Origin of the sequence: Pseudomonas azerbaijanoccidentalis, assembly GCF_019145495.1 — a bacterium.
Taxonomy (GTDB): Bacteria; Pseudomonadota; Gammaproteobacteria; order Pseudomonadales; family Pseudomonadaceae; genus Aquipseudomonas; species Aquipseudomonas azerbaijanoccidentalis.
Genome location: NZ_JAHSTU010000001.1, coordinates 663,626 through 679,524, shown reverse-complemented (window position 1 = coordinate 679,524; position 15,899 = coordinate 663,626). Strand labels below are relative to the sequence as shown.

General features: G+C 58.2%; 14 protein-coding genes and 1 pseudogene. 3 read left to right on the top strand and 12 right to left on the bottom strand.

The window, feature by feature from the left end; all coding sequences use genetic code 11:
* The first annotated feature begins 2 nt into the window (after positions 1 to 2).
* Positions 3 to 926, top strand: coding sequence for a magnesium transporter CorA family protein (locus tag KVG88_RS02860; protein WP_217870269.1), 924 nt, complete (start codon positions 3 to 5; stop codon positions 924 to 926).
* 75 nt (positions 927 to 1,001) lie between these two features.
* Here KVG88_RS02860 and KVG88_RS02855 read toward each other — a convergent pair whose 3' ends face one another.
* Positions 1,002 to 1,337, bottom strand: coding sequence for a DUF2834 domain-containing protein (locus tag KVG88_RS02855; protein ID WP_217870268.1), 336 nt, complete (start codon positions 1,335 to 1,337; stop codon positions 1,002 to 1,004).
* A gap of 247 nt (positions 1,338 to 1,584) precedes the next feature.
* Between KVG88_RS02855 and ilvA the strand changes: the two are divergent.
* Positions 1,585 to 2,580 (top strand): annotated as a pseudogene (ilvA, locus tag KVG88_RS02850) (threonine ammonia-lyase, biosynthetic); the annotation flags it as partial.
* Positions 2,581 to 2,846: 266 nt separating this feature from the next.
* Positions 2,847 to 3,119, top strand: coding sequence for a DUF1652 domain-containing protein (locus tag KVG88_RS02845; protein ID WP_150700498.1), 273 nt, complete (start codon positions 2,847 to 2,849; stop codon positions 3,117 to 3,119).
* A 63-nt stretch (positions 3,120 to 3,182) separates the two neighbouring features.
* On the opposite strand, the gene KVG88_RS02840 is transcribed toward KVG88_RS02845, so the two are convergent.
* The 11 genes from KVG88_RS02840 to KVG88_RS02790 form a co-directional block, all read right to left on the bottom strand.
* Positions 3,183 to 3,455: a DUF2790 domain-containing protein gene (locus KVG88_RS02840; RefSeq protein ID WP_150700497.1), complete on the bottom strand. Its 273-nt coding sequence runs from the start codon at positions 3,453 to 3,455 to the stop codon at positions 3,183 to 3,185.
* A gap of 247 nt (positions 3,456 to 3,702) precedes the next feature.
* Positions 3,703 to 4,647, bottom strand: a complete 945-nt coding sequence (locus KVG88_RS02835; RefSeq protein ID WP_217870266.1) for a carbohydrate kinase family protein — start codon at positions 4,645 to 4,647, stop codon at positions 3,703 to 3,705.
* Between the two features lie 13 nt (positions 4,648 to 4,660).
* Entirely contained in the window at positions 4,661 to 6,157 is a 1,497-nt protein-coding gene (gene xylB, locus KVG88_RS02830; protein ID WP_217870265.1) for a xylulokinase, read from the bottom strand.
* A 154-nt stretch (positions 6,158 to 6,311) separates the two neighbouring features.
* On the bottom strand, positions 6,312 to 7,784 hold the full coding sequence (locus tag KVG88_RS02825; protein WP_217870264.1) for a mannitol dehydrogenase family protein: 1,473 nt from the start codon (positions 7,782 to 7,784) through the stop codon (positions 6,312 to 6,314).
* Positions 7,785 to 7,800: 16 nt separating this feature from the next.
* Positions 7,801 to 8,904: an ABC transporter ATP-binding protein gene (locus tag KVG88_RS02820; RefSeq protein WP_150700493.1), complete on the bottom strand. Its 1,104-nt coding sequence runs from the start codon at positions 8,902 to 8,904 to the stop codon at positions 7,801 to 7,803.
* 100 nt (positions 8,905 to 9,004) lie between these two features.
* Entirely contained in the window at positions 9,005 to 9,835 is an 831-nt protein-coding gene (locus tag KVG88_RS02815) for a carbohydrate ABC transporter permease (protein WP_217870263.1), read from the bottom strand.
* An 8-nt stretch (positions 9,836 to 9,843) separates the two neighbouring features.
* Complete coding sequence (locus tag KVG88_RS02810; RefSeq protein ID WP_217870262.1) at positions 9,844 to 10,770, bottom strand: carbohydrate ABC transporter permease; 927 nt, start codon at positions 10,768 to 10,770, stop codon at positions 9,844 to 9,846.
* A gap of 174 nt (positions 10,771 to 10,944) precedes the next feature.
* Entirely contained in the window at positions 10,945 to 12,255 is a 1,311-nt protein-coding gene (locus KVG88_RS02805) for an ABC transporter substrate-binding protein (protein ID WP_217870261.1), read from the bottom strand.
* A 285-nt stretch (positions 12,256 to 12,540) separates the two neighbouring features.
* Positions 12,541 to 13,446, bottom strand: a complete 906-nt coding sequence (locus KVG88_RS02800) for an AraC family transcriptional regulator (RefSeq protein WP_150700489.1) — start codon at positions 13,444 to 13,446, stop codon at positions 12,541 to 12,543.
* Between the two features lie 72 nt (positions 13,447 to 13,518).
* Complete coding sequence (locus KVG88_RS02795; protein WP_217870260.1) at positions 13,519 to 14,409, bottom strand: phosphatidylinositol-specific phospholipase C domain-containing protein; 891 nt, start codon at positions 14,407 to 14,409, stop codon at positions 13,519 to 13,521.
* Positions 14,410 to 14,506: 97 nt separating this feature from the next.
* Positions 14,507 to 15,799: a glycosyltransferase gene (locus KVG88_RS02790; protein WP_217870259.1), complete on the bottom strand. Its 1,293-nt coding sequence runs from the start codon at positions 15,797 to 15,799 to the stop codon at positions 14,507 to 14,509.
* Between the last annotated feature and the right edge of the window lie 100 nt (positions 15,800 to 15,899).

Below are 15,899 nucleotides of genomic sequence, written 5' to 3'. Positions count from 1 at the left end.
CGATGATCAAAAGCTTTGAGTTGACCCACGGCGCGTTGCACGCCGTTGAACAGCTGGACGCGGCCGTCATGCTGTTCAGCAATCCCGACGCGGCTGAGCGCGACTTGCTGCACAGCCATTTCAAACTCGATGAGCACGCGTTGGCTTCAGCGCTGGACCCGGACGAGGTGTCGCGCATCGAGTTTCATCCCGACAATTTGTTCCTGATCTGGAAACGCCCGGAAAACTACTCCGGTGCCAGTAGCCTGGCGTTCGAGGTGTCATCCTGTGGCTTGCTGTTCAGTCCGGACCGGCTTCTGGTGATTGCCACGGATGACGCGCCGCTGGGCGGGCTGGGCAAACGCCAGGCGCTGAATACGCCACTGGACGTATTGCTCGACCTGCTGTTCAACAACATCCACCACTACCTGGGTCACCTCAAAGTCATCAAGTTGGTCGCCCGGGAGTTGCAACAGAAATTCAATGCGTCGATGCAGAACCAGCACCTGATCCAGATGTTCAACCTCAGCGAAAGCCTGATCTATTACATCAACGCGATCCATAGCAATGGTGCGGTGCTCACCCGGTTGCGCAATCACGCGGAAAAGGAACACTTCGGCGCCCACGCCATCGGCCTGATCGACGACCTGATCATCGAAAACAACCAGTGTTACAAACAGGCGGAAATTTACTCGACGGTGTTCTCCGGGCTGATCGACGCCCGGGGCAACCTGATGAACAACAGCATGAATAACCTGCTGCGCAAACTGACGCTGATCAATGTGGTGTTCCTGCCGCTGAACCTGATCGCCAGCATTGGTGGCATGTCCGAGTTCAGCATGATGACCGCCGGCACACCGTGGTGGATCTCGTATCCCTTGTTCTTGAGCGCGATGATGCTGGGAGCGGGGGCGATGGTGGTGGGGCTCAAGCGTTTGGCGAAGTGATTTTTTACACCGTAGAACCACTGTGGGAGTGAGCCTGCTCGCGATAGCTATTTCAAAAACCCCACCCTTTGCGGATCAGATCCGTTGCGTCGCCTCAACTGAGCGTTTGCGCTCCTGAAGCCCCCGCACCACCAGATACAACAACGGCCCAATCGACACAAAAACCGCTGTCAGCAACAAATAAGGCACAACCGCCAACGCCGACCACCCACGCTTGCGCGCATCCTGGTACATCCAGATACCGGCAAGCGTCGCCAGCAGGTAAAGATCGATGACCACTTGCGCGGTATCCGGGCGTGACATCAGGCTGATGCCGAAATCAATCAAAGACTGTTCAGCTTGAAGCATGACTGAAACGGTGTAGCTGGCGAAGGCGAGCAGGGCGATCAGGGGCAGGGCGACAGACTTCATGGGGTCCTTCCTTGGGACGATAAGCAGGATCGCCAGCCTAGCGTGGCAATCCTGAATTTGCCATTGACTTGCCTCGCGCGCCCGGCTAATTTTCAGTCATGACTTTTACTGTATCGCGTTGCCAGCCAAGCATTATTACCGCCATTCCTCATTTGGCGGGCTAGCTCACGACTGCAGCACCCAACCCGCCCTAGAGGCGGGTTTTCATTTTCTGTCTCGGGGCTCTGATCAATGTCAGGAGACGATCATGACCCATACGCCCGCCCAGCAAACCCTGCTTGAGCATTACGTCAAAAAAATCCTCGCAGCCCCGGTCTATGAACTGGCCGTGCGCACGCCGTTGCAGGCGGCACCGGCGTTGTCCGAAGCTTTGGCCAATCGCATTCTGTTAAAACGCGAGGACTTGCAACCGACCTTTTCCTTCAAGATCCGTGGCGCCTACAACAAACTGGTGCAACTGAGCGATGAGCAAAAGGCGCAGGGTGTGATCACCGCTTCTGCGGGCAATCATGCTCAGGGTGTGGCGTTGGCAGCACGGGAGTTAGGTATCAGCGCGACGATTGTCATGCCCGCTAGCACGCCGGAATTGAAAGTGCTGGGGGTGCGCAGTCGTGGCGCCGAGGCAGTGTTGCATGGCGAGAGCTTTCCGTTTGCACTGGCCTATGCGCTCGAATTGGCCGAACAAACGGGCAAGACGTTTGTTTCGCCCTTCGACGATCCGGACGTGATCGCCGGGCAAGGTACCGTTGCCATGGAAATACTGCGCCAGCACCAGGGTTCGCTTGACGCGATCTTTATACCGGTAGGCGGTGGCGGCTTGATCGCTGGCATCGCTGCGTACGTCAAATACCTGAGGCCTGAGGTGCGCATCATCGGTGTGGAGTCGGAACATTCCGCCTGTTTGCAGGCCGCTTTGCAGGCCGATGAGCGCGTGGTGCTACCCAATGTCGGGACATTTGCAGACGGCGTGGCGGTGGCCCAGATCGGCGCTTACGGTTTTGAAGTGTGCCGGTTTTGTGTGGATGACGTACTGACGGTCAGCAACGATGAGTTGTGTGCCGCGATCAAGAACATCTACGACGACACCCGTTCGATCACCGAGCCTTCAGGGGCACTCGCCGTGGCTGGGATTAAGTCGTATGTGGCTCGCACCGGTGTCCGGGGGCAAACCCTGGTGGCTATCGACTCGGGGGCCAATATCAACTTCGACAGCCTGCGCCATGTGGCCGAGCGCGCCGCGATCAGCGTCGTCCCGGCGTAATGAGGGCCGTTTATTGCGCGATGGCACAGATGCGCGGTCTGAGTGCAAATTGCAGGGTCAATGCAGGCGCATCTTGCAATATGCATGACCGCTGTAAATGAACAGTTACATAAATCCTTGATTTACCGATGAACAGCCGGGCATCGGTCGAGGCATGTTTTATGCTGTAGCTGTTCTCAAGCTGACCGGGATTTCACATGAGCCAGCGTCGATAGCTGTTTGGCAGTCTCACAAAGGAGAGGGTCGCCATGTTTCTTTCTGCCTTGGAACTTCGCAACATCATCGAAAGCAGTTTCTTGCCCAAACGTTGTCAATGCACACTGTCGCCTGATCTCTCGATGACCGTAAAAGTGTATGCAGACGGTGAAACCGATCAGATTGATCTATTGAAGACAGGCATAGATGCCCAGCGTCTGAATGGTTGTCGAGAAATCAATGAACTGATTGCCGAATTGCGCACCGACCTTGCACTTCACCACGTCGCTGTTGAACAGCGCCAAGTGGTGGGTAAAGCACTTTAAACCGCGGTCATCGCGTCACCGACAGGCGTAGGGCCTGGAATCATCCAGGCCCGGCCATCCCTTTCAGTTTTGATAACTGCAAGCGTCCGACAGTTTCCTGTAGGCGACTTCAGCGGGTTTGCCCGATTGTTCATCGATGTATTTCATCGTAGCCGTTATCACCTCGCAATCCATGGTCGTGGGTTCGGTCAGGGCGAGCACTTTGCCTACGTGCAGCGGCATACCGTAGTGATAGGAAGGCACAGCTTGAGTCGATGAGTTGTCGCTAGCCTGTACAAAACCTGCAAACGAGGCGCAGGCGAGGGCAGTAGAAACGAGCAATACGCGCGAGTTCATGGGGCAATCTCCAGTGCAGACGGAAGTCAGCTCGACAAATTGTCGAACCTGCCGCACTGGGCGTCAGAGGGCTCTGAGGGCGTGCGGTCCAGTAATTGTTGGACTGCACGATTAAGCATTGGTTAACCCACCTGAACGCCACCTGTCGCTTTGCCACTACCGTTCGGCGGGACAATTCCATCGCGGCCAGGCTCGCTCCCACCGAACCCTTGTAGGAACGAGCCTGCTCGCGATGACGCCTTTGGCCTCAGTGAAGATCCAACTGCTGCCGATAAGGCAAATCCGGCCCGGTCTTGCTACACGTCAGCGCCGCCGCCTTAACCGCAAACCGCACCATGGCCTCGATCTGCTCACGGCTCAACTCGCGCAATCCTTCAACCGAGTCCAGCTGTTGCTCTGTCAGCCAGGCAATCAACGCCGCCTGAAAGGTATCGCCAGCCCCCACGGTATCGGCGATTTTTACCGTGCAGGCGGGTACCGACCACGACCCATGAGCGCGACTGAACACTGTTGCACCTTCGCCACCGCGCGTCAGGAACACCAACTGACAACGATGCTGCAACCAGCCAGCGATGACTTGCGCGGGATCCTGCTCGGGATACAGCAGGCCCAAATCCTCATCGCTGACCTTGATCAGGTCGGCATGCTCGACCAGCGTGGCAATTCGCGAACGCCACAATTCGATGTTCGGCTCAGGGTTGAGCCGCACGTTCGGATCGAGGCTGATCAGGCGTTTGCCGCTTTCCCGGCGCACCAGCGCCAGCAAGGTGTCGGCAATCGGTTGCACCACCAGTGAAAACGAGCCGATGTGCAGGCCGCGCACCTCACGCCCCAGTTCCGGCAAATGCTTCGGTTGCAACTGCCGGTCGGCGCAGCCTTCGCCTCGGAAACTGTACTGCGGCGAGCCATTGGCACCGACAGCGACCATCGCCAGCGTGGTCGGGGCGGCAAAATCCAGCAGATAGTCCGTGCGCACGCCTTCGTCCTGCAAAACTTGCAGCAAGCGCCGGCCGAGGTAGTCGGTCGATAACCCGGCAAACAATGCCGCATCGACGCCCAAACGACGCAAACCTACTGCGACGTTAAACGGCGAGCCGCCTGCAATCGCTTTGAAATTCACTTTTGAAGCCACGCCGCTGGCATCGTTTTCACTGAAGAAATCGAACAGCGCTTCGCCACACACCAGATACATAATTGTTCGCTCTTTAAAGGTTTGCGACATGCTGTTGATAGCGTTCGTAGGCCTGCTGCGAGGCGACTACGTTTTCTGCAATCGGCAAGGTTTCACTGGCCAGGTCGAGCTGCACGCAGCGCTCGCACAGGTCTGCCAGGCTGTCCTCGTGCCCGTTTGCCCAGGACTTGCACCACGCCGCCTGAATCGCCGCCCCGAGGGCCGCGGCTTCGCTTTGTTCGGTGCAGATCACGGGGGTGTTCATGATGTCGGCGACGATTTGCCGCCACTGTGGACTTTTCGAACCGCCGCCGATCAAGCAGATGCTGCGGCTTTGTAAGCCATTTTGGCGCAACAGGTCCAGTCCGTAGCGCAAACCGAAGGTGGTGCCTTCGACCACGGCGCGACACAAATTGGCCCGGGTCAGGTTAGTCATGGTCAGGCCCAGTACGCTGCCGGTGGCATGGGGCAGGGCGGGGACCCGTTCACCGTTGAGAAACGGCAATACACAAACACCCTCGGCACCGATGGAAGCCTGGGCCACGAGGGCGTTGAAGCATTCGATATCCAGGTCGAACAATTCGCGGATAACGCCGGTGGCATTGGTCAGGTTCATGGTGCAGATCAAAGGCAACCAGCCGCCGCTGGAGGAGCAGAACGTGGCCACTGAGGCGTCCGGGCTGACGGTGGGTTGATCGGCATAGGCGTACACCGTGCCGGATGAGCCGAGGCTCATGGTGATGGCGCCCGGCTGAATGTTGCCGGTGCCGATGGCGCCCATCATGTTGTCACCGCCACCGCTGGAAACCAGCGCCTTGGGATTGATACCCAACTGCTCGGCGATACCCGGCAGGATCGTTCCCGCTGCTGCGTGTGCGTCAATCAGTTCAGGCAGCGCGGCTTGCAGGCGGCCGCTCGGATCGATGTCGCGCAACAACTGCAAGTCCCACTGGCGAGTGCGCACGTTGAAATAACCGGTGCCCGAAGCATCGCCGTACTCGCTGCAACTGCGGCCGGTGAGCCAGAAGTTCAGGTAGTCATGGGGCAGCAGGATTCGGGCGATACGGGCGAAAACCGTTGGGTGCTGTTCCTTGGTCCACAGCAGTTTGGAGACGGTGTAGCCCGGTGCGATGACCACGCCGAGACGCTCCAGCGAACCCTTTTCGCCTCCCAGGTGCTTGAGCAGGCGATCGTTCTCGGCACTGGTTTCGGTGTCGCACCAGAGTTTAGCCGGGCGCAGGACCTGGCCCTGATCATCGAGCAAGACCAGGCCGTGTTGCTGGCCGGAAACACCGATGCCGACAATGGCTTGGCCATCGACGTCGGCCGCCAGCAAGGCACGGCGTGTGGCGATGGCAAAAGCCTCCAGCCATTGACTGGCGTCCTGCTCGCGGCGGCCATTGGCACCGCTGATCATCGTGTGGGGGGCCGCACCCAGGCCCAGCACTTCACCGCTGAGCGCGTCGAGAATGATGGCTTTGGTGCCCTGGGTGCCGCAGTCGATGCCGAGGAATAATTGTTGGTTTGCCATGCTGGATCCTTGGTGTATCAGGTCGATCAGTGTGAAACCCATCGCGGGCAAGCCCGCTCCCACAGGTTCAGCGTTGTTCACAAATCCAGTGTTCACCGCAATTCTTGTGGGAGCGGGCTTGCCCGCGATGACGGCAGCAGATTCACCGCATGGCTTACGCCAGCACCCGCTCCAATGTCCGCGTCACACCCACCTCCCGCAAACTGTTGCAGCACCACTCAAACGCCGCGACAAACTCCGCCGAGCGCGGAATCGCCGTACCAAAAATCTCCTCAACCTCCAGCAAGCGCTGGGTGATCAATACATCATCGGCCACCAGCGCCTGGCAGAACGCAGCCCGTGGGTCGGGAATCGAATAGGTGTCGCCATTCTCGTCCACGCCCTTCAAGTACAAGGCCCACGCGGCGACCACCAGGGCCGCGCGTTTGGTTTCCTGGCCATCGGCGATCAGTCGGTTGATGGTCGGAATGGTGAATTTGGGAAACTTCGACGAACCGTCCGAACACACACGCTCCAGTTGATCGGCAATCGCCTGGTTGGAGAAACGCGCCACCAGCGTGTTCTTGTAGTCAGTCAGGTCAATGCCCGGCACCGGCGCCAGTTGCGGGGTCACGTCGAGGTCCATGTAGGCGCGCATGTAGCGCACGAACAACGGGTCGTTCATGGTCTCGTGGACGAAGCGATAACCCTTCAAAAAGCCGAGATACGTCAGGGCCAGGTGACTGCCGTTGAGCAGCTTTATCTTCATCTCTTCATACGGCGTGACGTCGTCGGTGAACTGCACGCCGACCTTTTCCCAGACCGGGCGACCGTTGACGAACTTGTCTTCAAGTACCCACTGCACAAACGGCTCGCAGACCACCGGCCACGCGTCGTCGACGCCATGTTTGTCCGCCAGTTGCAGGCGATGCGCAGTGCTGGTCATCGGCGTGATGCGGTCGACCATGGCGTTGGGGAAGCTGACGTTGGCGTCGATCCAGTCGCGCAATCCCCCATCGAGCAATGACGCAAAAGCCAGCAACGCTTTGCGGGTGACCGCGCCGTTGTGCGGCAGGTTATCGCAAGACATCAAGGTGAACGCTGGCGTACCGGCAGCCCGGCGCTTGGCCAGTGCCGCGCAGAGAAAACCGAAAACAGTGTTCGGTGAGTCCGGGTTGGCCAGGTCGTGCTGAATCTGCGGCAGGTGCGCCATGAACTCGCCGTTGCTGTCGTCGATGCAATAGCCGCCTTCGGTGATGGTCAGCGAGACGATGCGGATCTGTGGATCGGCGAGTTTGTTTATCAGCGGCTGGGCGCCGTCCTCCGCCAGCAGCATGTCGCGAATGGCGCCAATGACCCGGACTTCCGTGTCGTCGGTGTCACCCAACTCAAACAGCGTGAACAGGTAATCCTGTTCTTTGAGGTCATCGCGGGCGCGACGGTCTTCAGCGCGCAGGCCGACGCCGCAAATCGCCCAATCCAGACCTTCGCCAGTGTTCATCAACGCGTCGGTGTAATAGGCCTGATGCGCGCGATGGAAACCGCCCACGCCAATGTGAGCGATGCCTTGGCGGGTGTCGCTCAGGGCGTAGGCGGGCAGCACCACCTCGGGGGCGAGGCGGTTGAGGTTTTGTATATTGAGTTTCATCACAAGCTCTCTGAAATCAGGCGGCAACGCGCAATGGACGGGTCAGCGCCACGCCGTCGGCATCGAATAAATGGCAGTGTTCGGCGTCCAGGTGCAGGCTCAGGGTTTCGCCATAACGGCTTGCCAGATCGCCACGCACGCGCATGGTCAGGGCTTCGCCCGAGGCGGTGCGCACATGGCAGAACGTGTCGCTGCCCAGGCGTTCGCTGACATCGGCAGTGACTTGCAGCGCGCAGTCGCCGGGTTTGGCCAGCTCCAGGTGTTCCGGGCGAATGCCCAGCGTCACCGCGCCGCCCACGCTCAGGTTGGCGCCACTCAGCGGCAGACTGATGCGGGTGCCGGCGTCGAGTTGCACGTCGCAACCCTGGCCGTCGACGCGGGTGACCTGGCCTTTGAGGAAACCCATTTTCGGTGTGCCAAGGAACCCGGCGACGAACAGGTTGGCCGGCTGGTGATAGAGGTCCAGCGGCGAGCCGACTTGTTCGATCTTGCCACCATTGAGCACGACGACTTTGTCGGCCATGGTCATGGCTTCGACCTGATCGTGCGTCACGTAGATCATTGTCGCTTGCAGGTCTTTGTGCAGGCGCAGCAGTTCCAGGCGCATCTGCACCCGCAGGGCGGCGTCGAGGTTGGACAGCGGTTCGTCGAACAGGAAGATTTTCGGATTACGCACGATGGCCCGGCCAATCGCTACGCGCTGGCGTTGGCCACCGGACAGTTGCTTGGGTTTGCGTTCCAGCATTGGCCCCAGCTCAAGGATGCGCGCCGCTTCGCCGACTTTCTTGTCCACTTCGGCCTTGGGCACACCGGCCAGATCAAGGGCGAACGACATGTTCTTGCGCACGCTCATGTGCGGGTACAGGGCGTAGGTCTGGAACACCATCGCCAGGTCGCGCTTGGCCGGGCTGACTTCAGTGATGTCGCGGCCATCGAGTTCGATGGTGCCGCCGCTGACTTCCTCCAGCCCTGCGATCAGACGCAGCAGCGTGGATTTGCCACAGCCCGACGGGCCGACGAAGACCACGAATTCCTTGTCGTTCACTTCAAGGTCAATGCCCTTGATGATGGAGAAACCTTCGAAGCCTTTTTGCAGATTCTTGATTTTCAGGTTGGCCATGATGATGGGCCTCCGCTTGTTGTTTTTTAAGATCAAAAGATCGCAGCCTTCGGCAGCACCTGCACGTGGCTGCCGCAGGCTGCGATCTTTTGCTTTAAGGTCATTTCACGGCGCCAAACGACAGGCCGCGTACCAGTTGTTTCTGGCTGATCCAGCCGAAAATCAGGATCGGCGCGCACGCCAGGGTCGAGACCGCCGACAACTTGGCCCAGAACAACCCTTCGGGACTTGAGTAGGACGCGATCAATGCAGTCAGCGGTGCGGCTTTCGAGGAGGTCAGGTTCAGCGACCAGAACGCCTCGTTCCAGCAAAGAATCAGCGACAGCAAAACCGTGGAGGCCAGGCCACCCTTGGCGATCGGCAGCAGCACCCGGACCATTTCCTGCCACAGGGTTGCGCCATCGAGGCGGGCGGCTTCGAGGATGTCCTTGGGGATGTCCTTGAAGTAGGTGTAAATCATCCAGACCACGATTGGCAGGTTGATCAGGGTGTAGATCACGATCAGCGCAATGCGCGTGTCGAGCAGGCCGAAACTCTTGGCCAACAGGTAGATCGGCATCAGCACGCCCACCGGTGGCAGCATCTTGGTGGAGAGCATCCACAGCAGGGTGCCTTTGGTGCGCTGGGTTTCGTAGAACGCCATGGAGTAAGCGGCCGGCACCGCAATCAACAGGCACAGGGCCGTGGCCGCGAAGGAAATCACCACTGAGTTCCAGGCGAAACTGAAGTAATCGCTGCGCTCGTTGATGTGCAGGTAGTTCTCCAGCGTCGGCGTGAAGATGAACTGCGGCGGCGTGGCGAACGCGTCGATTTCGGTTTTGAAGCTGGTCAGCACCATCCAGAAAATCGGGAAGAAAATCAGGATCGCGATGGCCCAGGCCAGGGTGCCGAGCAGCAGGCTTTGCAGGCGGCGAGATTGTTGAAGAGTCATGGCAGGCCTCAGGCTTTGTCTGTCAGGTTTTTGCCGATCATCCGCACCAGCACGATGGCCGCGATGTTGGCGATCACCACCGCAATCAACCCGCCAGCGGACGCCATGCCGACGTCGAACTGGACCAGCGCCTGGTTGTAGATCAAGTAGGCGAGGTTGGTCGAGGCATAGCCGGGGCCACCGTTGGTGGTGGTGAAGATTTCGGCGAATACCGAGAGCAGGAAGATGGTTTCGATCATCACCACCACCGCAATCGGCCGCGCCAGGTGCGGCAGGGTCAGGTGCCAGAAAATCGCGATCGGCCCGGCACCATCCAGGCGCGCGGCTTCTTTCTGTTCCTGGTCGAGGGACTGCATGGCGGTCATCAGGATCAGGATCGCGAAGGGTAGCCATTGCCACGAGACAATGATGATGATCGACAGCAGCGGGTAGTGCGCCAGCCAGTCCACCGGTTGCGCGCCGAACAGTTTCCAGACGTAGGCGAGGATCCCCGACACCGGATGGAAAATCAGGTTTTTCCAGATCAGCGCGCCGACGGTGGGCATGATGAAGAACGGCGAGATCAGCATCACCCGCACGATGCCGCGACCCAGAAACTCACTGGCCTCCAGCAACGCACTGATCAGCACGCCGAACACCACGCTGATCAGCAGCACGCTGCCCACCAGCAGCAACGTGTTGGTGGCGCCGGGCAGGAAGCCCGAATCGGTGAGGAAGTAAGTGAAGTTTTCCAGGCCAATGAACTCGTTCTCGCCCGGGTTGAGCAGGTTGTAGCGAATGGTCGAGAAGTAGACGGTCATGCCCAGCGGGACGATCATCCACAGCAACAGTAACAGCACCGAAGGGCTGACCAGAAACCAGCCGGGATTGGCCGTTCGGTTTTTGCGCTGGGGTTGGGCGATGTCCAGGTGAGCTTTGGCAGTTGAAGTATTCATGGTGATCACAACCGTATGGGTGCAAATACATGTTCAGGAAAGAACAACATTCCTGCCATCGACGCGAACCCTGTGGGAGTGGGCTTGCCTGCGACGGCGATTGAACAGTCGACATCAATGTTGAATGTGTCGGTCTCATCGCTGGCAAGCCAGCTCCCACAGGTTAAGTGGCGGTTACTTGGGATAACCGGCGCGCTTCATCTCTCGCTCCGTGCTTTGCTGAGCGGCGGCCAAAGCCTGGTCGACCGTGGTCTGGCCGATCAGCGCCGCCGAGAAGGATTTGCCAACCTGGGTACCAATGCCCTGGAATTCCGGGATGGTCACCAGTTGGATGCCGATGTATGGCACCGGTTTGGCGCTTGGTTTGCTCGGGTCCGCGGCTTTCAGCGATTCCAGCGTGACCTTGGCGAACGGCGCCGCTTTCATGTACGCCTCGCTGTAGGTCGATGCGCGGGTGCCTGGCGGCACGTTGGCGATGCCGTCTTTTTCGGCAACCAGTGCGCCGTATTCTTTGGAGGTTGCCCAGGCACTGAAGGTTTTTGCCGCGTCTTTGGCCTTGGAACTGGTCGGGATCGCCAGTGCCCAGGAGTACAACCAGGCCGAACCTTTATCGGTGACCTCATGGGGCGCGTAGGTAAAACCGACGTGGTCGCTGACCTTGCTCTGGGTTTTGTCGGTGACGAACGAACCGGCGACGCTGGCATCCACCCAGATCGCACATTTCCCGCTGTTGAACAGCGCCAGGTTTTCGTTGAAACCGTTGCTCGATGCGCCCGGCGGGCCGGATTTCTTCATGGTGTCCACGTAGAAATTCAGCGCATTTTTCCACTCGGGGCCGTTGAATTCCGGCTGCCACTTTTCATCGAACCAGCGTGCGCCATAGGCATTGGCCACGGTGGTGATCAACGCCATGTTTTCGCCCCAACCGGCCTTGCCACGCAGGCAGATACCGTACTGTTCCTTGTCCTTGTTGGTGAGCTTTTCGGCGAACTCGCTGATCTGCGTCCAGGTCGGGCGCTCGGGCATGGTCAGGCCGGCGTCCTTGAACAGGTCGGTGCGGTAATAGGTGATCGAGCTTTCAGCGTAAAACGGCAAGGCATACAGCGAGCCCTTGACCGACAAGCCTTCGCGTACCGACGGGAAGACATCGTCCAGGTCGTAAGTGGCGGGCAAATCCTTCATTGGCTCCAGCCAGCCTTTGGCGCCCCATAATGCCGCTTCGTACATGCCGATGGTCAGCACGTCGAACTGCCCGCCCTGGGTGGCGATGTCAGTGGTCAGGCGCTGGCGTAGAACGTTCTCTTCAAGCACTACCCAATTGAGCTTGATGTCCGGGTGCTCGGCCTCGAAGGTTTTCGAGAGCTTTTGCATACGGATCATGTCGCTGTTGTTGACGGTGGCGATGGTCAGGGTCTGCGCGCCGAGGCTGACGCTGCTGAGGGTCATGCAGGTGAGGGCAAGCAGAGCTTTTACAGAAGGTTGCATCGTGCACTCCTTTTCTGCGCCCGGCGGGTCACAGAAGGACAGTTATTGTTTTTGTGTCTTCCGAAGGCAGGAAGAATCTGTGCTGATTACAGCCTTCAATGGCGAGTGAGACAAATCATCCATCGCACTTTAATCGATACTTTTTTGCACTAGAGTTTGTGGGGGTGGACGCAGGGAAGGGGTTTTCAGCGAGGGAGTGATATCGAATACGTACAGGTTTCATGCATTTGAAAGCAAAAAGATCACAGCCTGTAGGCGCTGCCGAAAGCTGCGATCCTTTGATCCTTAGCCGAGGTTTTGCTCTGTCAGCCGCTGCACCACCAACCGCCGGTAGTGCGAAGGCGTCATGCCCTTGAGTTGCTGAAAGCGCCGGTTGAAATTGGAAATGTTGTTGAAGCCCGACTCGAAGCACACATCGGTCACCGGTTTGTCGCCATCGGCCAATAATTCGCAGGATTTGCTGATGCGCAGGCGATTGACGAACTCAATGAAATTGCGCCCGGTCGCCTGCTTGAATACCCGGCTGAAATAGGTCGGCTTCATGCCCAGATGCTCGGCGACTTCCTCCAGCGTCAAGTCCCGGGCGTAGTGGGCAAAAATGTAATCCACGGCGCGGTTGGTGCGGTCGATGTTGTGCTCGTCCGCCAGTTGCGGGGTGGTGGCGCCGGACAGCAACTGATAGTCGTCAGACGCGGCCAGTAGCTCCAGCAGAATGAAAAAATGCCCGAGCCGTGTCACGCCGGTGCTATCGGCAATGCGTTGCATCAGGTCCATCGCCTTGCGGATGGTGGGCTTGCCGCGAAACTCAATGCCGTACTGCGCGCGCTCCAGCAACGGCGCCAGGGTCTTGAGTTCGGCGAACACCTGATAGCCGCTGTCGAACAACTCGTCAGTGAAGTTGACCAACATGTCGCGCTTGGGCACGACTTCGTCTTCGGCCACCTGGCTGATCCAGTTGTGGGGCAGGTTAGGGCCGGTCAGGAACAGGCTTTCGGGATAAAAGTTGCCGATGTAGTCGCCGATGAACACCTTGCCGGAACTGGCGACGATCAGGTGCAGTTCGTATTCCTTGTGGAAATGCCAGCGCACCAGAGGGCAGGGGAAGCCGTGCTGACGATAGATGATGGACAACCCGTTGTGGTCGTCCATCAGTTCGTAGGAAGGGTCGGTGACTCTGGCGGTACGGGTCATGTCGGCACACTTTTCTTGTTATCGCGCGCTTGATGATGCCTCTTAAACGGTGGGAATTGCCAGAGAGTGCGTTTAGGGGACGCGCGGTGTCTCGTGCAGGGCGTGGCCGTACACCGCTTTCATGCTGGTGGCGCTCCAGCAATAGCGCACGATATCGGATTCATCGAAAAAGTCAGTGCTGATGATGCTGCAGCGCGTTACCCAGTTGCCCGTGGTAGAAAACCAGTCGTTGAGGTAACGCTTCAAATGCCCCGGGCCGCCGAGCAATGAATAGGTGGTCGCTGACAATGACCAGAGGAATGTCTCATACGGCGCATCGACCAGCGTGCGAGCAATGTAACGCTGGAGTTCGGCGATGTCGGTGAAAGTCCTGTCATGCCATTTATGCGGAATACGTGGCCAGAAGTAGGTGTCATCAAGCCCCGTAACAATAGCCGCCGCTAGAACAACTCTGCGTTGTGAACTGGCTCTTTTCAGTTCACCGACGGTTTTAAGTCCATCAATGGGGAGTACCAGGCGCAGCCCGAGACGACGGACAAGTAAGTCATTGAGTTTTTTATGATCGAAGTATTTGTCGCCATCGGCCAACTGATGAAAATCCAGAACGATGAATTCGTCGGGGTTACGGTCCAGAAACAGCAGTAGCGCATCGATCAATTCGTCCAGGTCACGGTTCGAGCGAAAACCGCTGTGGTGGAAGTAAAACCCGGATCGATCCGCGGCAGCGGCATACCCCAGACGAATATCGAAGGCTCGTGCGCCATTGGCAAGTTGCCAGGCAAACGTATCGTTCTGACAACTTGTCCAGTTACCGAAGACGGCATCATGGTTGGGGGCTTTTTTGTCCATGCCGGCGTTATGTGCGCCTGGCCAGACAATGTCAGTGAGTTTCAGAAGGTTGATATCGAGGGTGTTGCTCATCCAGGTTTGCTTGTCGAGCAGTCTTGTACGCTTGTCGGTCATGGCCGTTCCTTTTGCGAATCACCCCGTCCGTGGGGTGTGAAGGGGCCAGATTAGCGGGTCGGGCTCAGCAAAGGCGGTACATATGTATCGCGCGGCTTCAGTTGAGTCGGTTTTTCGCCTCAATCCATTGCGCCATGTATTGAGTGCTCTTGTGATGGTGGTGACGCAGCATGCTACCGGTGAAGTTATCCCGTCTGATGCTCGCCAGATCCCGCTGACAATCGAGCAGCCTCTGGATCAAGGCCGGGCCATGGAGGGATTGCTGATAACGGCTAGCCAGCAGGGTTTGCGCGTTTGCCTGGGCTTGCAGCCACAGCGCCTTGTCGTTGTGGAGTTGCACGGCCTGATCGGCGAAGTCGCGCGCGGTACGAGTTACTGCACCAGGCCAAGGTTCTTCGCCGTGCATCGCTTCGGCCCCCACAGGCGTCGTGACGTTGGGTGTGCCTGTAAGCATGGCATCGACAATTTTGCCTTTGATACCTGCGCCGAAACGTAGCGGCGCCAAACAAATACGTGCCGCGGACATGACCTTCAAAGCATCCTCCGCCCAGTTCATGATATGAAAACCCTGGGCGGGGTTATGCAGGGCTGTTGCTTTGGGAGGCGTATAGGCGCCGTAGATGTGCAATTGAGCAGCCGGCAATTGTTCGCGAATCAGCGGCCAGATCGCGGTTTTCAACCACAGCACCGCATCCCAATTGGGCGCATGGCGAAAGTTGCCGATATGGATGAAGTTTGCGCGCGCTTCGAACGGTACAGGGGCGCTATCTGGCAGGTCGACCATCAGAGGATTCCAGTGCAGCAGATGGCGCGGAATCCTGAATTGTTCGACCAGCAGTTCAATTTCCACTTCAGAAACCAACAGTGTCAGATCGCAACGATAAAAAGAAGCGACCTCCCGCTTGGCCAGGTCGGTGTCGGCCATGTGCTCGAACTCTTCACGCAACGCCGGCGCGAACAGGTCGTGAAAATCGTTGTTGTCATCGTTGGCTTTCAAGCGCTCTTTGAGCCGTTGGTGACGGGCATGCCGCAGGCTTTGCAGGTCGCAGCTTTCGAGGACACGCAAGGCATCGGGGCAGTGTTTCTCGACCCGCCAACCGAACTGTTCTTCCATCATGAATTGATCGAACAACACGATGTCCGGTTTCAGTTCGCTGATGAATGTGTCAAAACTGCTGTTGTTCAACTCGATAGGCACTTCGCGAATACCCAGCGCCGTCAAGTCAGCACGCTGCTCACCAAAGCTTGCCGGGCTGCTGAAAGTGACATCCCAGCTTTGTTGCAGGAAAACGTCGAGGATCTGCATCACGTGCCCACTGGCCGCAGAAGAGCGGGGCTCGGGCCAGACGTAACCAATGACCAGGACTTTGGTTGTGTGAGGGTCTGTCATGTGAAGGGATTCCTTGGGCCGAGCGGGTTAGAGGTCGTTCAAGTGGTGTAAGCAAACCATTAATCTTATAGTTTAATGGGCGGGGGATACTACATCTGCA